We start from the raw sequence: 20,663 nt of genomic DNA, 5'->3' as shown, positions 1-20,663 counted from the left end.
CTGTCTTACCGACTCTATAGTAAACAGGTCGGGAACACAACCCGAGAAGCACACCCGCACCCCATCGCTGGCACAGGCGGGACACAGACCGGATTGATCTACACATGACCGACCATACCCCCCCGGAACGTCACGCTGACGACCGGACGACGATCAGCACGCCCAGCCCCCCGACGACTACCGCAACCGACTCGAACGAGGTGACCGCCTGATGTGTGGCATCATCGCGTGCCTCGGCCCCGACCGGTCAGTCGACCGACTCTTCACCGGCCTCGAGAACCTCGAGTACCGCGGCTACGACTCCGCGGGCGTCGCCATCCAGAACGGACACGGCGTCGAGGTTCACAAGCACTCCGGTCGCGTCAACGAACTCAAGGACGACGACCTCCTCGACAAGCAGTCCTCGCTCGGTATCGGGCACACGCGCTGGAGTACGCACGGCCCGCCGACCGACGAGAACGCTCACCCCCACACCGCCGACGACGGCCGCGTCGCCGTCGTCCACAACGGCATCATCGAGAACTACGACGAACTCCGCACGCGACTCGAAGCCAACGGCCGCGAGTTCACGAGCGATACCGACACCGAGGTCATCCCGCACCTCATCGACGAACGCCTCGACGCCGGCTACGAGCTCGAGAACGCATTCCGCGACACCGTCCAGGAACTCGAGGGTAGTTACGCGATCGCAGCCCTCGTCGAGGACGAGGAGGCGATCTACGCCGCCCGCAAGGGGTCACCGCTCGTCGTCGGTCTCGGCGACGACTCCTACTATCTCGCGAGCGACGTCCCGGCGTTCCTCGACTACACCGACGACGTCATCTACCTCGAGGACGGCGACGTCGCCGTCGTCACCGACGGCAACCTCGAACTCATGGACGTCCACGGGAACTCGGTCTCGCGCGAGGTCACCACGGTCGACTGGGACCCCAGCGAGACCGGGAAGGGCACGTACGACCACTACATGCTCAAGGAGATCAACCACCAGCCGACCGCGCTCGACAACACCATCCAGGGCCGCGCCCTGGCGAGCGACGGACGCGTCGTCCTCGAGGACTTCCCGCCGGGGACGTTCCATGACCACCGAACCGTCCACCTCGTCGGCTGCGGCACGAGCTATCACGCCGCGATGTACGCGGAGAAACTCCTGACCGACGGCGACATCCAGGCGGACGCCTACCGCGCGAGCGAGTACGACCTCCAGGCGGAAGTGACCGACGACACGCTCGTCGTCGGCGTCACGCAATCCGGCGAGACCGCGGACACGCTCTCCGCGCTCCGGAGCGCGAAGGAAAGCGGCGCGACGGTCGTGACCGTCACGAACGTCGTCGGCTCCACCGCCGCGCGCGAAGCCGACAACGCGCTGTTCATCCGCGCCGGCCCCGAGATCGGTGTCGCCGCGACGAAGACGTTCTCGTCGCAGGTCGTGTCCCTCGCACTCCTCAGTCAGTGCATCCTGAGCGACATCGAGGACGCGACCGCGCACGAGAACATCCAGTCGCTCCTGAACTCCCTTCAGGCGCTCCCGGATCACATCGACCGCGTCCTCGAGTCGACGCGCGCCGAAGCGATCGCGCGCCGGTACGCCGACGAGGAGGCGTACTTCTTCATCGGTCGCGGGATGGCGAACGCCGTCGCGAAGGAAGGCGCACTGAAGTTCAAGGAGATCACGTACGAGCACGCCGAAGGGTTCGCCGCGGGCGAACTCAAGCACGGCCCGCTCGCGCTCGTCACCGACCGCACGCCCGTGTTCGCGGTGTTCACCGGGGACGAGGAGCAGGACTCGAAGACGCTGAACAACGCGAGGGAAGCGAAGACGCGCGGCGCACCCGTCATCTCGGTCGCGCCCCCCGACCACGACTCGATCGGCTTCGCGGACGCACACCTCGAGGTCCCGGACACGAACCCGGAGTGGCTCGGGCTCCTCGCGAACGTCCAACTTCAGTTGCTCTCGTACCACGCGGCCGACCAGCTCGACCGTCCGATCGACAAACCCCGGAACCTCGCGAAGAGCGTCACCGTCGAGTGACACTCCGCGCCAGTTAACGGGTGCATCTGGGGCTTTACCGGGTGCCTTTTCTGGACTTACGCATCGGATAGTAAGGTACCTTCCACGCAACCACTGGAACACATGCAACACCGACGCGTTCATCGAACCGATATCGAACCGACAGCCGCCGGCGCAAGCGTGTTCGTCGAGCGCGGTGAGACGAGATGAGCGAGGACGGACTCGACGTCCTCCTCATCGGAATCGACGCGGGCTGCCCGGACGTCTTCGACCGGCTCTCGGAGACGAACTCGATACCGACGCTGGAGACGCTGACCGCGGAGGGGACGAGCGGCTCGCTCGAATCACAGGTCCCGCCGTGGACGCCGTCGGCGTGGCCGTCGCTGTACACGGGCGTGAATCCCGGGAAGCACGGCGTGTTCGGGTTCGTGTCCTACGACGGCTACGACTGGCACGTCAGTAGCGCGGATCACGTCGACGAACGCACGCTCTGGGAGCTCCTCGACGAACAGGGGAAGTCGAGCGTGGTCGTGAACGCGCCCGTGACGTATCCGCCGCCGAGCATCGACGGCGCGATCCTCCCGGGCTTCATCGGGCCGGAGGAACCGCGCTGTCACCCGGAGGGAACGTTCGACGAGGTCCGGGAGGCTCTCGGCGAGTACCGCGTCTACCCCGAGTACGCGCGCGGCGACGACTCGTACTCGGAGGCGGAGAAGATGGACGAGTACGAGACGCTCGTACGGATGCGCGGCGAGGCGTTCCGTTACCTCGCCGGGGAGCACGACCCCGACTTCGGGTTCGTGCAGTTCCAGAAGACGGACACGGTCTTCCACGAGTTCGGTGGCGACTGGGAGAAGGTCCGACGGGTGTACGAGGCGACGGACGACGAGATCCATCAGATTCTCGAGGAGCACGACCCGGATACGGTGTTCGTCGCGAGCGACCACGGCATGGGGAAGTACGAGGGCTACGAGTTCCGCGTGAACGACTACCTCGAGGACGAGGGCGTCGTGGAGACCACGCTCGGCGGGAAGGGCATGCCGTCGTGGAACCCGATCCGGCAGGACCTCCGCGAGGGGAAGGACGTCGACTCGTGGGAGCCGGGCGTGGTCGAGAAGGTGGCGTCCGGTGCGGCGAAGGTCGGCCTCACGGCGAGTCGCATCCGGAAGGCCCTGGAGCGGGTGAATCTCGAGGACGTGGCGCTCCGGTACGCGCCCGCTGACGTGGCGCGCACTGGCAACGAGCAGGTCGACTTCCCGTCGTCCACGGGCTACCTGCGGTCGCGGACTGAACTCGGCGTGCGATTGAACGTCGAGGGCCGCGACCCGTCGGGCGAGGTGTCGCCCGAGGAGTACGACGAGGTGCGCGCGGAGATAATCGAGTCCCTCCGAACCGTCACGGACCCGGACGGGAACCTCGTGTTCGAGGAGGTCGTGCCGCGCGAACGCTACTTCGAGGGCCCGCACACGGACGAGGCGGTCGACATCGTCACGATACCCCGGGACTTCCAGTACTTCCTCTCCGATCAGGTCCGCGGCGAGTACTTCGCGGAGCCGACGGAGTCCTGGAATCACAAGATGGACGGTATCGTCGCGGCGTGGGGCGAGGGCGTGGACGCGAGCGCGGACCTGTCGGACGCGCACCTGTTCGACGTCGCGCCGACGATCCTCGCGGCGCTCGGGATGCCGACGAGCGACCGGATGGACGGCGACGTGCTCCCGGCCGTGGCGTCGACGAACGAGCACTCGTATCGCGAAGTCGAGGCCGCCGGCGAGGAGGCGTCGCCGGAGGCAGCGGTCGAGAACCGTCTGAGCGACCTCGGGTACCTCGAGTAGTTGTCCGGTCGTCGTCGCCGCGCCCCGTCGGTCCTGTTAGCCGGTTGCTGTGTTTCTCTCGCGTGCCACGTCCTCGAGTGACGACATCCGCTGGGTGGTGATGGAGCGGGTGTCGTCTCGGCGTCCGTCGGTGTCTGTTCGTGGCCACGACGACCGGCGCCGTCGCCGAGACGACGCGTCGCTCCTGGACGATGGGTGGTCGAGGGGAGAACGAGTGCGGGTTGGTTGGCTGGTTGGCTGGTCGCGTCGAACCGAGAGCGACCGTCAGTGACGTCGGAGCAGGCCGACGGCGCCCGTCGCGATGACCGAAAGGACGGCCGCGGACGTGCCCGCGGTTCCGTCTGACCCCACGTCAGTCGCCGCGAACGAGAGGTGGGCCATGCCCTTCGCCGGGGTGACCGTCACCTCCAGGTCCTCCCCGGTGGTCGTCGTGTTCGTCGTCTCCGTCGTCGTCGTGGTCGTCGTCGTGGTCGTCGGCTCCGTCGTCGTCGTGGTCGTCGTGGTCGTCGTGGTCGTCGGTTCCGTCGTGGTCGTCGTGGTCGTCGTGGTCGTCGGTTCCGTCGTGGTCGTCGTGGTCGTCGTGGTCGTCGGCTCCGTCGTGGTCGTCGTCGTGGTCGTCGGCTCCGTCGTCGTCTCCGTCGAAGATGTCGATGTCGACGAGGTCGTCGTCTGAGTCGTCCCCGTCGTCTGAGTCGTCCCCGTCGTCTGAGTCGTCCCCGTCGTCTGAGTCGTCCCCGTCGTCGTGGTCGTCTGGCCCTGCGTCGTCGTCTCCGCTGGCGCCGTCGTCGAAGGAACTGTCGTTCCAGTCGCCGTCGTCGTCAGGGTCCCGACCGTCGTAGTCGTCGGCTCGTTCTCCCCCGACCCCGGGTCGTCGGCGCCGCCGACGAGGCCCGCGGGGACGGCCGCCAGCACGACGCCGATCCCCAGGAACAGGATCCCGAGGATCGCGAGGCCTTTCTGGGACCCGCTCATGCCTCACCACTGGAACCCGACGCGCTCGTTCGCGGGCCAGGCCGCCACGACCACGACGGCCGAGAGCATTCCAACGGCCAGCGTGTACTCGATACCTGTTCGTCTTCGTCGTCGAACGTCGATCGCAACTGGTGCATCGATGACTCTATTCGAACCACGATCCGAGCCACCATGTTTATCGGCTCACTAAGAATCTGGAGCGTCTCAGGGGCTTATCTGGCGGGGCGGCGTGGACGTAGGTATGGATTCACGGGACTGGCAAGCCATCGTCGACGACGTTCCGTCGCCGGAACGAACGGTCGACGTTGCCGCTGACGCGTCGGGAGACGCGTGGTCGCTCTTCGCCGCCGGCGACGTGAAGTATCGACACCGGACAGCGACGGACGCACCCGTCGGGACCGCGCTCGCATCGCGAGCGCGTAACGCCGACGTCGCGACCGCGAACCTCGAAGCGCCCGTCGCCGGCTACGGCGAACCCATCGCGAAGTCCGGGCCGACGAACGACACCGACCAAGAGGTCCCCGCGATACTGGACGCCGCCGGGTTCGACTGCGTGACGCTCGCGAACAATCACGCGATGGATTACGGCGCCGACGGCCTGTTCGGGACGATCGCCGAATGCGAGGACTCCGGTCTGACGACCGTCGGCGCTGGCGACACGGAAGACGCCGCGATGATGCCCGTTCGCTTCGACGTGAACGGGACGTCCGTCGCCATCTTCAGCTTCTGCGAGCGCGAGTTCGGGACCGCGGACGCGGATGCGCCCGGGACTGCGTGGCTCCACCATCCCGAAACGCTGGAGCGCGTTCGCTCGACGGAAGCGGACGTCGTGGTCGTGAACGCGCACGGCGGCGTCGAGTTCGTGCCCGTACCGCCGCGCCACCATCGGCGGCGACTGCGGGAGCTCGTGGACGCGGGCGCGGACCTCGTGGTCGGCCACCACCCGCACGTCCCGCAGGGCTGGGAGGTGTACGACGACGCGCCGATCTTCTACAGTCTCGGGAACTTCCTGTTCCCGATGCCCGACCGCCCGAGCACGCAGTCCGGGCTCGCGATCGACGTCACGTTCGCGGACGACGCCGTCAGCGAGGTGACGTTGATACCGACGGAGACCGTCGACGACACGGTCCTCGCGGCCGGCGATCGGTTCGACGCGGACGAACGCCTGTCGTACGTCCATCGGCTCGCCGAGGTCACCGCGGACAGCGAGACGCACCGCGCGTTCTGGCAGAGCGTCGCCGTGGACGTGTTCCAGCAGCGGTACACGCGCTGGCTCCGACGGGCGGTCGCCGGCGACTTCGTCTCCCAGCTCACCACGCCAAGCCAGCACGTCGACCGGGACGTCATCTGGGACGCCGACGCGCGAGGCCCGCAGATGCTCGCGCTCCTGAACCTCCTCCGGAACCGCTCGCATCGCTCGCTCATGGAGACCGCGCTCGAGGTGCAGACCGGAAAGCGCGAAGACCGCCGCACGGAGCCCGTTACCCGCGAGGCGCGCGCGCTCCTCGCGGAGACCGAGGACGAACCCGTCAACGACCGGAAGTCGCCCGTCCGCGAGACGCTCGGTGCGGCACTGAGCAAGCTCTCGTAGCGCGCCCTGGCGCGCACGCACCGCTCCTCGACCGTTCTCGTCGCGGTCCGCTCGCCGTATCCCGATTTAAGACGATTCAAACAAGCGAAACTCGGGAGCGACGGGACCGGTCCGCGCTTCGGGTGCGGGTGGTTGCTGGGATGCCGTCGAGACTCGGTTCCGAGGGCGGGTCGAAGCGACGAATACCGCCTCTCCTGAGCGCTCAGACGTTCGCCATCGCGACGATACCGAGGACGACGAGCGCGAGCCCGACGAGCACGAGCAGGCGTTGCGTGCGCGCGGCGAGCGGGACGCCGCCGTCGCTCCGGAACGCCTTCCGACTCCCGATGGAGCCGTCGATCGAGCGACCGTCGCCACCGAGCGGTCCCGGGAGGGAGTCCAGGAAGTCCGAGAGCTCCTCGACGTCGACCGCGCCCGAGACGAGCGCCGCGGCGGCGAACACGACGAACCCGACGACGGGAATGATGACCAGTTCGAGGACGTCGTTCTCGATGATGCTCGGGAGGAGGTAGATCGGGACGGCAGCGATGACGGTCGTCACCGCGATCCGGACCGGCCGGAGGTCGTTCAGCGGGTCGTACCCGAGTTCGCGGGCCGCGTACGCGTTGAATAGCGGGAGGCTCGCGTACCCGATCGTGGTCGCGAGCGCCGCGCCCGCGGCACCGTACATCGGAATGAGGTTGAGGTTCAGTGCGAAGTTCAGGGTCGCGGACGCCCACGTCGCCGCGATCAGCGTCTTCACGTCGCCTTTCGCGTGACTGATCGCGAGCAGTGGGCGCGCGACCGCGAACCCGACGGTCCCCGGGAGCAAGAGCAGCAGCGGCGTGACCGCGGGCGTCATCTGCTCGCCGAGGTACAGCGGAACGAACGTGGACGCGAGCGCTGCCATTCCCATCGCGAGCAGGAGCGTGAGCAGGAGGACGTACCGCGTCGTCCGCGACGCCAGGTCCGTGATGCGGCCAAGGCGGCCCTGCTCCCAGAGGTCCGACGTCGACTGGATCATGACGCCCTGCACGGACCGCGGGAGGATCCAGAGGAACTGGACGAGCACGAGCGCGGCCTTGTAGTACCCGACGATCTCGCTCGACGCCGCCGACTCCAGCATCAGGACGTCGATGTGGTACAGGGACGTCAGGAGGAAGACGTACGCGATCGTCTCGTGGTTGAAACTGAACAGCTCCGAGTCCGGGAACCGCGACGGTGTCGACCCCGTGACCTTCTCGAGGGACAGGTGCTTCCGGACGACGTAGAGGCCGACCGCGACCGCGACGAGGCTCGCCGCGACCTGCGCGACGATGATGCCCGGGACGCCGAACCCGAGCGCGGCGAGCGCAACGGCGATCACGCCGAACACGACGCGGTAGAGGACCGTCAGTGGCTCCGAGACGTGCTCGAGCTTGAGGCCCATGAGCGTCCGACGGACGTACTCGCGGTACTGGACGGCGAGCGCCATCCCGCCGAGGAGGTAGAAGTACGGCGTGTACTTCTCGCCCCAGAGCATGGCGACGAGCCCGAGGTGTGCGGCGACCGCGAACCCGATCGCGGCGAGAACCGCGAGCAGCGTCGCCAGCCGGAAGTAGTACCCGAACACGTGATCCTTCCAGTTCGGCATCGACCGCTGCTCTGCGATGTACTTCTTCACACCGCTGTTCGTCCCCGAACTCATGAAGACCGTGAGGAGCGCGAACACGCTCATGATCGTCGCGTACTCACCGTACGTGCCCACGCCGAGGTAGTGGATGAGTAGCGGCGTGATCGCAGCCGTCACTACCAGTCCGACGAGCCGGCTTCCGACCGTCGAGAGGAACGCCGTGACGATGCTCCTGCTCATCTCGTGAGGGGCGGACTCGAGAGTTCGGTTCGTTCGGCCCGGCGACGTCGGACGGTGGAGCCCGCACCAGGGTGGTGGTTCGCGCCGGGCGTGGCGCGCACGCTACGTGTCCGGCCTACCATCGGTCGCGCGTGAGTGTCTCGCCGGGCGTGGTGGTCGCGCCGACGCCGAGCGTGACGCCGGCGTTCAGGCTCGTGTCGATTCCAGTGGCGGCGTCGTCGCCCGCGACCACGCCGAACTTCCGGCGTCCCGTGGACACGCGCTCGCCTTTCGTCGTGAGCTTCACGTCCGCGTCGTCGTGCCGGAGGTTCGCGACGACCGTGCCCGCGCCGAAGTTCACGTTCCGGCCGAGGACGCTGTCGCCGAGGTACGAGAGGTGTGCGACGCTCGAATCCTTCCCGACGATGCTGTTCTTCACTTCGACGGCGTTCCCGACGGTCGCACCTTCGTCGATGAGGGTCGCGCCGCGAACGTACGCGTTCGGGCCGACGGTCGCCCCTTCGCGCACCAGCGCGGGTCCCTCGATGAGGGTCCCGGCCTTCACTGTCGCACCGTCTTCGACGACGACGTCGCCTTCGAGGGTCGCGTCGTCGCTCACGTCGCCGTCGACGCGACGGTCGAGGGTCGCGACGTAGCGTTCGTTCGCCTCCAGTAGCTCCCACGGGTGGCCGACGTCCAGCCACTCGTCGACCTCCACTGGCGTCACCGCGAACTCGTCGATGACGCGCTCGAGGACGTCCGTGAGCTCTTTCTCGCCGCGCTCGGTCTCCGGGACGTCCAGCCAACCGGTGGCTTCCTCGGGGAACACGTACGCGCCGGCGTTCACGAGGTTCCCCGGTGGGTCGTCGGGCTTCTCGACGACGTCCGTCACCGCGCCGTCCTCGGTGTCGAGCACGCCGTACGCGGTCGGGTCGTCGGCGCGATAGGAGAGGATTGCGGGCCGGGCGTCGAAGAGTTCCTGGACGCTCGTCGGGTCGAAGTAGCCGTCGCCGTTCAGGACCGCGAACGGGCCGTCCAGGTGGTCGGCTGCAGCCTTGACGGCGTGGGCGGTCCCGCGCTGTTCGGTCTGTTCGGCGTACTTGACCGGCGTCCCCCGGTAGCTGTCGCCGAAGTGCTCGCGGACGTCGTCGCCCTCGTACCCGACGACGAGCACGAGTTCGTCGGCGCCGGCGTCCACCGCCGACGCCATCGTGCGCTCGACGAGCGGGCCGTCTCCGACGGGGAGCATCGGCTTCGCTTGCGTTCGCGAGAGCGGCCTGATTCGTGTGCCTTCGCCAGCTGCGAGAACCACTGCTTGCATCGTCCCTCCGTTCGCTCCCGGGGCCTTTTATTATCGAGCCGATAACGAGCCGCCTCGAGCGGTTCCCGCTCCGGAACCTGACAGGGGAGTGCCTAAATCGACACGACGGGCGCCCGCCGTCGTTCGAATCTCGGCCGTGCACGACGCCCGGGACCACGGGCGGTCGCCGGCGCCCGCGCTCCCCTCTCGGAACGCGAGCTCGGGCGCAGCGTCTGGCAGCCACGGAGACACGCTCCGCGCTATGCGGACACCGGAAGCGTGCGTCCGGGGGTGCGGTCACCGGTCGTCCCGTGCCCGGTCGACCCGCCGTCCCGTACGTCCTCCGGGCGGTCGATGGTGCGTGCTCGGGGCGGTCGACGGTACGTGCTACGGACAGTCGGCCGACGCCTCCCTTCTCGCAACTCGCGATCGGGCGACGAGCAAAAGAACCGGGTGGGATGGGAGTGGGGGTGGGGGGTGGGGGGTTTGATACGATGGGTGACCGACCCGGAGCCAGCGTCGTCGATCACCACGGTGCCAGGCCAACGTCCGTGCTAGGTCGGACGTAGCCAGCCGTCGAGGGCTTTCACCTCACCGGTCTGCACCGGTACTTACACCCAGTGGCGAAGGGACCATTATTATCCGCCGGATAAACCACGTTCGAGACGGTTTCGAGCGGCGAAACCGTCGGAACCGACCGACACGGTTTCGACCCCGGCACGTGGCGACTGGCGCACTCAGTCCATGGACTGCTCCGGGGGCGCGGCGGTCTCCACGGCTGCGACCGCGTCCGTCACAAGGTCGTGCGCGCGCTCGAAGAGCTCGTCCGCGCGCGCCTCGGTCCGGGATTCGGCGGTGACGCGAACGAGCGGTTGCGTGCCGCTCGGCCGCACGAGGAACCAGCCGTCGCCGACGTCGACGCGCACGCCGTCGCTGTCGTCCACGTCGTCGTACGCGTCGTGGAGTCGGTCGGCGACGGCGTCCATCGCGCGCGCCTTCTCGTCGGTCTCCACGCTCGCGCGCCGCAGCGGGTACGCGTCGATGACGTCGAGGAGCGCGTCGAGCGACCCGGCGTCGGCGACGAGTTCGACGAGCTTCACCGCGGCGAGCGGGCCGTCCGGGCAGAGCGTCTCGTCGGGCCAGATCCACGCACCGCTTGGTTCACCGCCGAACGCGACGTCCGGCGCCGTCGCGGCCTCCGCGACGAACACGTCGCCGACGCGCGTACGTTCCACGCTCGCACCGAACTCGGCGAGCGCGTCGTCGACCGCCATGCTCGTGTTCAGCGGGGCGGCAACCCGGTCGCCGTCGCTCGCCACCGCACTCGCGAACACCGCGAGGAGGACGTCGCCGTCGACGAACGTCCCGTCGCTCGTCACCGCCATCATGCGGTCCGCGTCCCCGTCGTGCGCGATCCCGAGGTCCGCGCGCGCCGCGACCAGGTCCTGGAGGGCGCCGCAGTGCTCGGCGGTCGGCTCGCTCTCCCGACCCGGGAACCGCCCGTCGGGCTGCGCGTTCAGCGTCTCCACGGTACAGCCGAGTTCGTCGAGCACGGTACAGGTCACGCCACCCGTCCCGTTCCCGACGTCCACGATCACGTCCAGGTCCGCGTCGATGCTGCGCCCATCGACGAGTTCGGACGCGTGTGCGCGCGCTGCGTGCTCGTCACGCTCGTACTGGCCGACGTCGTCGTAGGCGCCCTCGACGTAGTCGCCCTCGCGGACGATACGCTCGATCTCCGCGCGCTGGGTGGCGTCGAACGCCTGCCCGCTCGGATTCCAGAGCTTGATGCCGTTGTCCGGCGCCGGATTGTGGGACGCCGTCACCACCACGCCCACGTCCGCGTCGTGTCGCGCGACGCTGCGCGCGACCGTCGGCGTCGCCGCCTCGCCGACGTCCACGACGTCCACGCCGCCCTCGCGGAGCCCCGCCATCATCGCGCCCTTCAGCGGTTCACCGCTCTCGCGTGCGTCCCGGCCCACGACCGCGCGCCCCGCACCCGTCGCGGCGACCGCCCGGCCGATCGACAGCGCCGTCTCCGTCGTCACGTCCGATCCGTACTCACCGCGGATCCCGCTCGTTCCGAACATGGCTCGACGAACGGCCCGCTATGGCATTAGTATTGGAGGCATAAACCGCGAGCAATGCCGCGGGCGAGCGGTCTTCCGCGGGTCCGAGCGTCCCGCATCGAACGTGTGGGATATTGCGAAGGTTTCGGGGTTTACTTATCGAGTAGGACGCACAACGACTATCTGGATATTTGTGGTACCGGGACGCATCCTTGCGTAGAGATGAGAACCGACCTGACAAGCTTCCAGTACAACATCCTCGTCATCCTCACGAGCCTCGACGAGGTGAGCGGCAGGCACCTCAAACAGGAACTGGAGGAATCCGTCGAGAGCCCGCTCCCACACGGACGCCTCTATCGGAACCTCGACACGCTCGTCGACAAGCACCTCGTTGACAAGGGCACGATCGACGGTCGCACGAACGCCTACGCCATCACCGAGCAGGGTGAGGACGCGATCCGCGAGCGCCTCCAGTGGGAGCGCGAGCACGTCGAGACCGAACTCGCGTCCTCCTGACGCGCTCCCGTCGTCGTGACGCGCTGCCACGTCGTCCCGCGCTCCCGGCGTCGTGACGCGCTGCCACGTCGTCCCGCGCTCCGCGACCGCAGACGACTCGTGCGGCACCGGCACCGATAGGTGCGGTCGACGGTCGCTGCGGCCGGTTTTCGGCGCTCGTTTCCTCGCGCACCCGGGGGGCAGCGGACCGACAGCGCACGCCCGTCGACGTCCGCCACAGTGCTTAGTCATCAGCAACGCGCCCTTAGCGTCCCGGTAATAAACTACGTCGACGAGCTAGGGTCGTGCAGATGACTCGGACGATTCGCTGGCTCCTCGACGTCCTCGCCGTTCTCGTGCTCACAGTAGGCGCCGCGCTCGCCGTCCACGGCGCGGTCCCCGGTGTTCGCGTCGCCGCGACCGCTCTCCTCGTCCTGTTCCTGCCGGGGTACGCGGTCTCCGTCGCGCTGTTCCCGCGAGCCCACGACCCCGACGCCGACCCGTCCGTCGGCCGGTCGATGGTCGAGCGACTCGGCGCCTCGACCGCGCTCAGTCTCGGCCTCGTCGCGTTCGTCGCGCTCGCCGTGAACTTCACGCCGTACGGGATCACGCGCACGTCGATACTCGGTGGCGTCGTCGCGCTCACGCTCGCGTTCGCTCTCGCCGGGTTCGTTCGGCGAGCGATGCTCGACCCGGACGAGCGGTACGCGCCGACGTTCCCGGTCAGCGCGCTCATGTTCACGAACGACCACAGCTGGGGTGCGGACTCGCACACGACCACGTACAACCTCGCGGTCGGCCTGAGCCTCGTTCTCGTGGTCGGGAGCGCCGGGTTCGCGGCCTGGCACGGGCCGTCGACCGCGCAATACACGGAGTTCTCGGTCGTGAAAGGCGACCAGACCGTGGCGGAAGCGGCGGTGCTCGACGACGGCGAACCCCTGGAAGTCCGCCTCGAGAACCACGAGGGCGAATCCCAGGAGTACACCGCGGTGGTGGTCGCGCAACGCGTCAGCGAGGGCTCGGACGGCGCGGTACAGGTCCGGGGGCAGCGCGTGCTCGCGACCGAGACGCTATCGGCTGGCGACGGCGAGACGGCGAGCGAGACGTTCCAGGTGTCGCCGCCGAGCGGCGACGACATCGAAGTCGCGGTCCTCCTCTACAGGGGAGCGCCGCCGTCGACGCCGTCGCGCGAGACCGCCTACCGCGTCCTGACGCTCGAGGTGGCGTGATGTGTCGCCGATCTCGGTGCGGGCCTACGGCGGCCGAGCGGGCGACGCCAGCGACCACCGCGCTGGGTGCGTCGAGCAGTCGTCGTGAACGCGCCTGTCGGGGTGCTCGCGGCTGATGTGGCCGTGGGAGCACCTCGGTTTCGCGTACGTCCTCTACTCGATCGTGTCGCGGGTCGCGTTCGGCGAGTCACCGCGCGGCGACGGCGTCCTCGTCGTCGCGTTCGCGTCGCTCCTCCCTGACCTCGTCGACAAGCCACTCTCGTGGACGCTGGAGGTCACAGAGACGGGGTACTCGGTCGCGCACTCCGCGTTCGTCGCGCCGCTCCTCGTCGGTATCGTCGTCGCGGTCGCCGGCAACGAGAACCGACCGCGTCTCGCGGCCGCGTTCGTCGTCGGCTACCTCTCGCACCTCGTCGGGGACGTCGTCTATCCCGCCATCCGCGGCGGCGAACTCGCCGTGCACGCGGTCCTGTGGCCGGTCGTCGTCGGCGAACCCGGGAACTACGGCGGCCTCCTTCAGACGTTCAACCAGTACTTCTCGCGGTTCCTCCACGAGGTCGCGTCCGGCGAACTCTCGGCCGTCCTCGTCTTCGAGCTCGCGCTCGTCTCGTTCACCGCGCTCGTCTGGGCGCTCGACGGGTTCCCCGTCCTCCGCGAACTCTACCGGTCGGTCGCCGACCACCTGTGGAACTAGCGTCGGTCGACGCCCATCCGACTCGTGGTGCGTCTCGCGGATAGCGCTGGTGCGCACCCCTGAGTGAGTCGCGCTCCCGGCCCGCTCGAATGCGACCGCCACCCTGCGTGGCGACCGACGGGTGCTCGCAGCCCAATGCCGAGCGACGACGCGCGCCTCCGCGTGCCGAGCGCCGGGATGGAGAGGTCCCTCGGCTCGCTCGGTCTCTCACGACGATTCGGAGCACCAGCGGCCTCGGTCGGAGCGAGCGCGACCCCACCGTCCGTCGAAACGCTAGCAAGCAGTGCGCGTCGACCAGCGGATTGTCGACCAACGGAGCGTCGACCAGCGGGTCGTCGACCAACGGAGCGTCGACCAGCGGGCCGTCGACCGCACGTCCGTGGAGGCGGGCGCGTCGACGGTGACGTCGCTCGAGGACGGGTTGCGCTGCTGGTGGTCGCGGCGACGGGGAATGACAGAAGGAATCAGCGGCGGCCGCACGGACGCTCGCGGAAGCGATCCAGGTAACGCGAGCACGACCAGACCGTCGGCGTGTCGACCGAGCTGTCGGTCACGCAGCTCGTTCGAGGTGCGCTCACCAATGCTGGCTCTTCTTCTGAAACTTCTTCTTGACTTGCGACAGCGTGATCGGCTTCACGTTCGCCTGGTTCAGGTACTCCGCGAACTCCGCGAACTCGTCGCTCGTCACGTCGAACTTCCCGCCACGGTCGATCCCGTGGAACGTGATGATCTCCAGGTCGTTGTACAGGTGCGCGAGGTCGACCATCGACTTCGCCTTCTCGATGTGGCGGCCGTCACCGCGCGAGATCGTCATCGGGTCCGTGATGTAGCCGTTCGCGGCGTTCCGCGTGCTGAAGAACCCGAAGCCCATGTCGTGGTACTTCTCCACGAAACTCAGCAGGTTGTTGTCGTACAGCCCGTAGGGATACACGAAGTTCTGTGCGCCCGTCTCGAACCCGTTCTCCACTAGCCACTCCTTCGCGTTCACGACCTCGCGTTCCGCCTCGAGGCGGGACGCGTTCAGGAGGTTCGCGTGGGTCGCCGAGTGCGACGCCATCTCCCAGCCAGCCTGCTTCATCTCCTTCATCTGATCGAGGGAGAGGAACCCGTCGTCGCCGACGTGGTCCGTGACGATCGCGGACGTCGCCGGGATGTCGTACTGCTTCAGGATCTCGAAGCCCTTCGTGTAGTCGGACTCCTGCGCGTCGTCGAACACGACCGCGACGTAGCCCTTGTCGGGCGTCGGCACGGTCTTCAGGTCGTCGATGCGGACACTCCCGCCGTCACCGCCGCCGCGCATACGGATGCGGATCTTCGTGACGTTCGAGAGGTCCGGGAGGCCGCTGACGCCGGTCGCGCCCATGTCCAGCCGATGCCAGAATCCGCTCGTTGACGCGCGAACGGACTCTGCGAGAACGACCTCGTTCGACTGGTTCTCGTTGATGAGGCGGACGTCGAGGACCGCGTGCTCCTCCGTGTTGAGGTTCACGGCGAGCGAGAGGTTCGCCTTGGCCGCGTTCAGGTCCACGGCCCGCTCGATGACGGGTTCCGGCCCGGTGCGTTTCAGGGCCGCGGACTGACTTCCCTCGTACGCGTCCTCCTTCATGGGTTCGAGCCGGCCCTTCTTGACGTCCCACTTCGAGAGATCCTCGAAGTCGTCGATCAGGCCTTTCGGCTCCTTGGACGTCGTGGTCTCTTCGTTCGTCGTGGAGTCGGAGGGCTCGGTCCCGACCGTCGTCGTGGACTCATCGGACGTGTTCGGATCGGTCTCGTCGTCCGTCGAGCTGCCACCTATCGTGTCCATGCAACCGGCCAGGCCCGTCGCGGCACCCAGACCGAGTGCTTTCAGTGTTCTGCGTCGGGATCTGTCGCTTGGCATCATCCAGTCGTAGTCGACCCACATTCAATATTATCGGCCAGGTAAGGGTCGTGGTGGGCGGACTCGACGACCGTTTCGCTATCGAGCGGTCACATTGTGACGACGCGAACGCCCCAGGGACCGTCCCACGCCCTGCGTGATGGGTCTCGCGGTCGAGAGCCCCGAACGCTATCGATATCGAGAGTATCCCGCTGACACTTCGATCCGGTTAACGGCGAAATCGAGTCCTTATCCTGGCCGTAAGCGACCTGGAACTGCGGTTCGCTGACGAGACGGTGCCGAACGCACGCCCCGCGACCCGGCGCGTCGTCGCGACTCCTCGACGGTCGCTCTAGAGGCGACGGCCGATCCAGTCGAGGAGCTTCTGGGTGTCCCAGGTCGCGCTCGCGAGATCACCGCGGAACTCGATCTGGGGGACGTACTCGAGGCCCGCGTCGGTCGCCGCGATCCGCGTGTCGCGGAGTTCGTCTTCCCACTCGCCGACGCCGGCGAGCGCCGGAATCCACGCGGAGTTCCGGACGTCGTTCCGTTCGAGGACGTTCACCGCCTCCTCGTACGTGTGCCACTCGAAGTCGCCCTGCTGTTCGAAGCAGTACTCGAAGAAGCTCCAGTACTCGTCCCAGTCGTTCTGGTCCCAGACGCCGAGCGCGAGCTGCGCGAGTCGGACCTCGCCCGGGACCGTGTTCAGGCGATGGTCGTCGTCGTACGCGATGCAGCGGAACTCGACGTTCAGGTCGCCGGACGCGACGTAGGCGTCGTGGATCTCGGGGAGATTCCCGAGCGCGAACTCGCGCGTGTTCGGGTACACGAAGTTCCCGTACACGGTGAGCGTCGGGTTCTCGGAGTCCGTCCCCATCACGGGGTACGTGAGTTCGCTCGCGTTCCCAGGGATGGGCGCGTTCGCCAGCGACGCCTCGCCGTCATCGCTCCCGTCGTCGCCGCCGAACGACGGCCGCGGGCACGAGTCACCCGTGGTGACGCCCGAGACGTCCGCCTCACCGACGACCTCGTCGCCAGAGACCGTGATGTTCGTGTTCGAAACGTCGTTGCTGCTGCCGTCGAACCAGATGCCGTCCGGACCCGACCACTGGATGCAGGAGTCCCGGACGGTGACATCGCTGCGGTACGAGAGCACCGCCGGATAGTAGTTCTCGCCGCCCGTGATGGACGTGCTCGCTATCTCCGTCGTCGTCGCCGACCCGGGCGGGGTATCGAGGAAGATGCCGGGCGCGGTCCGCGTCCCGCCGGAGCCGTTCGTCGTGAAGTCCGACCCGATGTGGATCCGGGAGTCCTCGACGACGAGCGTCCCGCCGTTGTCCGCCGCGACGATCGCGCCGCTCCCGCGTCCCTTCGTCATCGAGACGTCGGTGTTCGTGACCGTCACCGGCCCGACCCCGTTCGAGACGCGGATGCCGACGTTCGGTTCCGCGCCGTCCGGGTCGTCCACGACGACCGCCGCGTCGTCGACGTAACTCCCGGCGCCGCCGAGTCGGATCTGCGAGCGGTCGTTGTTCTTGTACAGTCCGCCCTCGATCTGGACTGCACCCGTCGCCCAGGACCCGTAGAGCCCGTTGTTCCCGTATCCCGCGACCCGACAGTTCCGGAACTTTGCCGTCCCTTCGCCGTCGACGTACACGGCGACCGGGCCGTCGGGAATCGACCCGTCCGTGAGTTCGAGGTTCTCGACGAGCGCCGAACTACCCGACTCGTACGTCCGGAACCCGAACGCGGTCTGGTCGCCGTCCTGCGAGCCCTCCTTCACGACGTCCTTCACGACGAGTCCGTCGTAGGTTCCGAACTCCACGGACGGCGAGACACCGTCGACCGTGTGGTCGAGCGTGAAGTTCTCGAAGAGGACGTTACGAGTGCTCGAACCCGCTATCCAGTACTCCTCGCCGTGGTTCTCGTCCGCGACGAGGACGACGTCGTCGTCGAGCCCGCGCATCCCGAAGTTCGTCAGACCGTAGAGACTGATCTGGTTGATCTTGAACCGACCGCTCGGGAACTCGACGAGCGTGTCGTCGCCCTTGACGGACGCGAAGACGTCGTCGATCGGTTCCTCCCCGGTCGGGTCTGCCCCCGCTTCGACGATGTCAACGACCCTGTCGTACCGCCCGTCGCTCCCGGTCACGGTCCCCGCGGCAGCCGTCGTGGCAGCGGCGCCACACATGCCCGCGAGAACTGTCCGCCTTCCGATGCGACCTCCTGACCCTGACTGCTCAGACATCACCATCACTCCACCTGCGGCGCACCCTTCAAACCAGACAGTCGTTGCTGTTTCTTGCGATTTGTTCGCGGTTCCGTGAACGTTCGGGACTGTTTCGACGCCGCGAAACCGACTCAAGTCCGGTCCACGAGGTGTTAGTTCGCCGGTAACCGCCCGACCCGGAGTTAGCTGGCGGGTAATAAGGAGGCCCCGAGCCGGTACGTTCGACAATGAGTTCCTCGTTCCACGGCCGCATCGCGTCGCGGATACGCAACCGCCCGTTCGATCGGGACGTGGCGATCCTCGGCCTGATCGGCGGTTTCTGTCTCCTCCCGCTCCGGTTCGTTCTCTCGCACCTGTTCGCGGAGACCCTCCCCATCGTCATCATCCTCGCGAGCGCCATCTACTTGCTCGCGTACCGGAACGCCACCGGCCGCGGCGAAGGCGGCATCGGGCACGCGCTCCCGACGATACCGCGGCCAGCGACGCGGTTCATGCCCGCGTTCACGTTCGGAACCGTCGCCGTCATGATCCTGCTCGCGACGCTCCAGGGCACGCGCTCCCCGGCGTTCTACGCGTTCGGCGCCGTCGGCGGGACGCTCGTCCTCTCGCAGATATTCTTCGGAGCGGACGACGACGTCGTCCCCGGACTCGTCCTCCTCCAGATCCTCGTGCTCGGCGCGACCATCCGGTTCGCCGCGCTGTTCACGACCGCGGGCTTCGTGGGAATCGACATCTGGACGCACCTCTCGAAGCTCGCGGTCGACCTCAAGGAGACCGGGAGTCTGGAGGCGATGCGCGATCACGCGTCGCGTGGCGCGAAGTACTACGCGTCACCCCTGTACCACCTGCTCGTGGTGTCCGCGTCGTTGTTCGGCGGTCTCGCGCTCGAGTCCGCGCTCCACCTGACCGTCGGCGTCGGCCTCCTCGGCGTCCTCCTGCTCGTGTACGAGACCGCAAACCGCGCGGTCCCGGCACGGTGGGCGCTCGCCGCCACCGCGCTGTTCGCGTTCAGCGACCACGCGATCAAGTGGAGCATCCACCTCATCCCGACGAGTCTCGGCCTCCTGTTCTTCCTCGCGGGCTTCTACTACTTCGTGCGCGTCCTCCAGGGCCGCGGCGTCCGGGACGTCGCGCTCCTCGTGTTCTTCATCGTCGCACTCACGCTCTCCCATCAGGTGTCGGCGTTCATCATGCTCGTCACCATCGGAACGGCCGCGGTCGTCCAGTACGTCGTGACGAGCGACTTCCTCTATCCGGACGTTCGCGCACGCGACCTCTCCGGGCTGTTCGTGTTCCAGGTCGGGCTCCTCACGCTCGTCTGGAGCGTCACGCCGTACAAGGGCGGGACGTTCACGACGGTGATGCTCGAGAAGCTCCGGACGACGCTCGTCGAGTCCGCGGGCCTGTTCAACCTCCAGTCCACGCCGACCTCGGGCGGGGCGGCGATCGGGCGGAACACGACGCTCGTCGATCGACTCATCCCGTACATCGACGTGCTCGGGTTCATGCTCCTGCTCGGCATCACGTTCATCGGGTGCCTGTACGCGCTGCGCTCGGAGCGCACGACGCTCGCACGCCTTCTCTTGATCTTCGTGTCCGCGATCATGATCGCGTTCGCGTTGTTCCTCCCGATCATGGGCGTCGGGTTGTTCCTCCCGGGACGCTGGTTCGCGTTCATGTTCCTCCCGATGGCCGCCCTCGGCGCGCTCGGCCTCGGGTTCATCGCGCGGAATCTCAACCCGACCGCCGTCACCGCGGTCCTCCTCCTGCTCGCGCTCGCGTACCCGGCGGGGATGCTGGTGTCGACGGACGCGACGATCGACTCGCCAGTGTTCGACCACGACCAGCCGCGGTTCTCGTACACGGAACCCGAACTGGAGGCGGTCTCGCACTTCGATCGCGTGATCGACGAGGACCGGCCGGTGTACACCGACCTGCCGTACGCGGAGGTGTACCGGCGGACGGAAGCGAACCCGCGGGCGACGATGATGGCGGTGAACCCGAACACGTCCGCGACCCCCGACGACCTCGTCATCTACCGCGAGTACCAGACCCAGGGTGCGCCGATCGTCGACGTCGGCCAGCACTCGGCGCTCTACCCGGTGGACCAGCACGACGTCTGTGGACCCGAGCGCAGCACGCTCTACGACAACGGACAGGTGACGATGTGTTACGGTGACGACCCCGACGCCGTCCCGGACGACGGCGGCGACGGGTCTGATGGCGGCGACGGGTCCGATGGCGGCGACGGGTCCGATGGCGGCGACGGGTCCGATGGCGGCGACGGGTCCGATGGCGGCGACGGGTCTGACTCCGGTGAGGGGTCGAGTTCGGTCGACGACGCCCAGCGCGTCGAACAGTCCGACGGCGCCAGCGAGTTCGAGTCGTTCACGACCACGGCTGCCGTCACCGCGCACGGTGACTGGACGACGCTCGACCGGCTCCTGCGCGTGAACGGCTCGCTCGCTGCCGACGGCCGCAGCTGACGGGCGTCGGTGACCGCGCCCCCACTCCGTTCTCGTGTGTCGAACGCGCTCGCAGACCGATCTGGTCGGCGTGACCGTCCGGGACC

General features: G+C 67.8%; 13 protein-coding genes. 7 read left to right on the top strand and 6 right to left on the bottom strand.

The features are described from left to right. Nucleotides 1-211 precede the first annotated feature (211 nt). Nucleotides 212-2,029 carry a glutamine--fructose-6-phosphate transaminase (isomerizing) gene (glmS, locus tag VYJ16_RS21190; protein ID WP_336352312.1) on the top strand — a complete coding sequence of 606 codons (1,818 nt, stop codon included), beginning with the start codon at nucleotides 212-214 and terminating at the stop codon, nucleotides 2,027-2,029. Nucleotides 2,030-2,214: 185 nt separating this feature from the next. Beyond that, nucleotides 2,215-3,843, top strand: a complete 1,629-nt coding sequence (locus tag VYJ16_RS21185; RefSeq protein ID WP_336352311.1) for an alkaline phosphatase family protein — start codon at nucleotides 2,215-2,217, stop codon at nucleotides 3,841-3,843. Between the two features lie 264 nt (nucleotides 3,844-4,107). On the opposite strand, the gene VYJ16_RS21180 is transcribed toward VYJ16_RS21185, so the two are convergent. Then, on the bottom strand, nucleotides 4,108-4,815 hold the full coding sequence (locus VYJ16_RS21180; RefSeq protein WP_336352310.1) for a hypothetical protein: 708 nt from the start codon (nucleotides 4,813-4,815) through the stop codon (nucleotides 4,108-4,110). Between the two features lie 241 nt (nucleotides 4,816-5,056). Here VYJ16_RS21180 and VYJ16_RS21175 point away from each other — a divergent pair, with 241 nt between their 5' ends. Continuing rightward, a complete protein-coding gene (locus VYJ16_RS21175) occupies nucleotides 5,057-6,406 on the top strand; it encodes a CapA family protein (protein WP_336352309.1) in 1,350 nt (449 codons plus the stop codon). 202 nt (nucleotides 6,407-6,608) lie between these two features. Here VYJ16_RS21175 and VYJ16_RS21170 read toward each other — a convergent pair whose 3' ends face one another. The 3 genes from VYJ16_RS21170 to glmM all read right to left on the bottom strand — a co-directional run bounded on the left by VYJ16_RS21170 (nucleotide 6,609) and on the right by glmM (nucleotide 11,606). Further along, nucleotides 6,609-8,237 carry a lipopolysaccharide biosynthesis protein gene (locus tag VYJ16_RS21170; RefSeq protein ID WP_336352308.1) on the bottom strand — a complete coding sequence of 543 codons (1,629 nt, stop codon included), beginning with the start codon at nucleotides 8,235-8,237 and terminating at the stop codon, nucleotides 6,609-6,611. A gap of 115 nt (nucleotides 8,238-8,352) precedes the next feature. Beyond that, the gene (glmU, locus tag VYJ16_RS21165) at nucleotides 8,353-9,537 is read right to left on the bottom strand and encodes a bifunctional sugar-1-phosphate nucleotidylyltransferase/acetyltransferase (RefSeq protein ID WP_336352307.1); all 1,185 of its coding nucleotides are present in this window, start codon (nucleotides 9,535-9,537) and stop codon (nucleotides 8,353-8,355) included. Nucleotides 9,538-10,253: 716 nt separating this feature from the next. After that, entirely contained in the window at nucleotides 10,254-11,606 is a 1,353-nt protein-coding gene (gene glmM, locus VYJ16_RS21160; RefSeq protein WP_336352306.1) for a phosphoglucosamine mutase, read from the bottom strand. Between the two features lie 201 nt (nucleotides 11,607-11,807). Here glmM and VYJ16_RS21155 point away from each other — a divergent pair, with 201 nt between their 5' ends. The 3 genes from VYJ16_RS21155 to VYJ16_RS21145 all read left to right on the top strand — a co-directional run bounded on the left by VYJ16_RS21155 (nucleotide 11,808) and on the right by VYJ16_RS21145 (nucleotide 14,003). Continuing rightward, entirely contained in the window at nucleotides 11,808-12,101 is a 294-nt protein-coding gene (locus VYJ16_RS21155) for a PadR family transcriptional regulator (RefSeq protein WP_336352305.1), read from the top strand. A 290-nt stretch (nucleotides 12,102-12,391) separates the two neighbouring features. Then, the gene (locus VYJ16_RS21150; protein ID WP_336352304.1) at nucleotides 12,392-13,309 is read left to right on the top strand and encodes a DUF1616 domain-containing protein; all 918 of its coding nucleotides are present in this window, start codon (nucleotides 12,392-12,394) and stop codon (nucleotides 13,307-13,309) included. Nucleotides 13,310-13,424: 115 nt separating this feature from the next. Then, nucleotides 13,425-14,003, top strand: coding sequence for a metal-dependent hydrolase (locus tag VYJ16_RS21145; RefSeq protein ID WP_336352303.1), 579 nt, complete (start codon nucleotides 13,425-13,427; stop codon nucleotides 14,001-14,003). A gap of 574 nt (nucleotides 14,004-14,577) precedes the next feature. Here VYJ16_RS21145 and VYJ16_RS21140 read toward each other — a convergent pair. Both VYJ16_RS21140 and VYJ16_RS21135 read right to left on the bottom strand, forming a co-directional pair. Continuing rightward, the gene (locus VYJ16_RS21140; protein ID WP_336352302.1) at nucleotides 14,578-15,807 is read right to left on the bottom strand and encodes a polysaccharide deacetylase family protein; all 1,230 of its coding nucleotides are present in this window, start codon (nucleotides 15,805-15,807) and stop codon (nucleotides 14,578-14,580) included. Between the two features lie 406 nt (nucleotides 15,808-16,213). Further along, on the bottom strand, nucleotides 16,214-18,052 hold the full coding sequence (locus VYJ16_RS21135; RefSeq protein WP_336352301.1) for a hypothetical protein: 1,839 nt from the start codon (nucleotides 18,050-18,052) through the stop codon (nucleotides 16,214-16,216). A gap of 266 nt (nucleotides 18,053-18,318) precedes the next feature. Here VYJ16_RS21135 and VYJ16_RS21130 point away from each other — a divergent pair, with 266 nt between their 5' ends. After that, nucleotides 18,319-20,577: a hypothetical protein gene (locus VYJ16_RS21130; protein WP_336352300.1), complete on the top strand. Its 2,259-nt coding sequence runs from the start codon at nucleotides 18,319-18,321 to the stop codon at nucleotides 20,575-20,577. Nucleotides 20,578-20,663 lie beyond the last annotated feature (86 nt).

Source organism: Halorubellus litoreus (assembly GCF_037081675.1).
GTDB classification, from domain to species: Archaea; Halobacteriota; Halobacteria; order Halobacteriales; family Natrialbaceae; genus Halorubellus; species Halorubellus litoreus.
The sequence above is the reverse complement of the archived record's forward strand: the minus strand, read 5'-3'. Positions and strand labels throughout refer to the sequence as shown.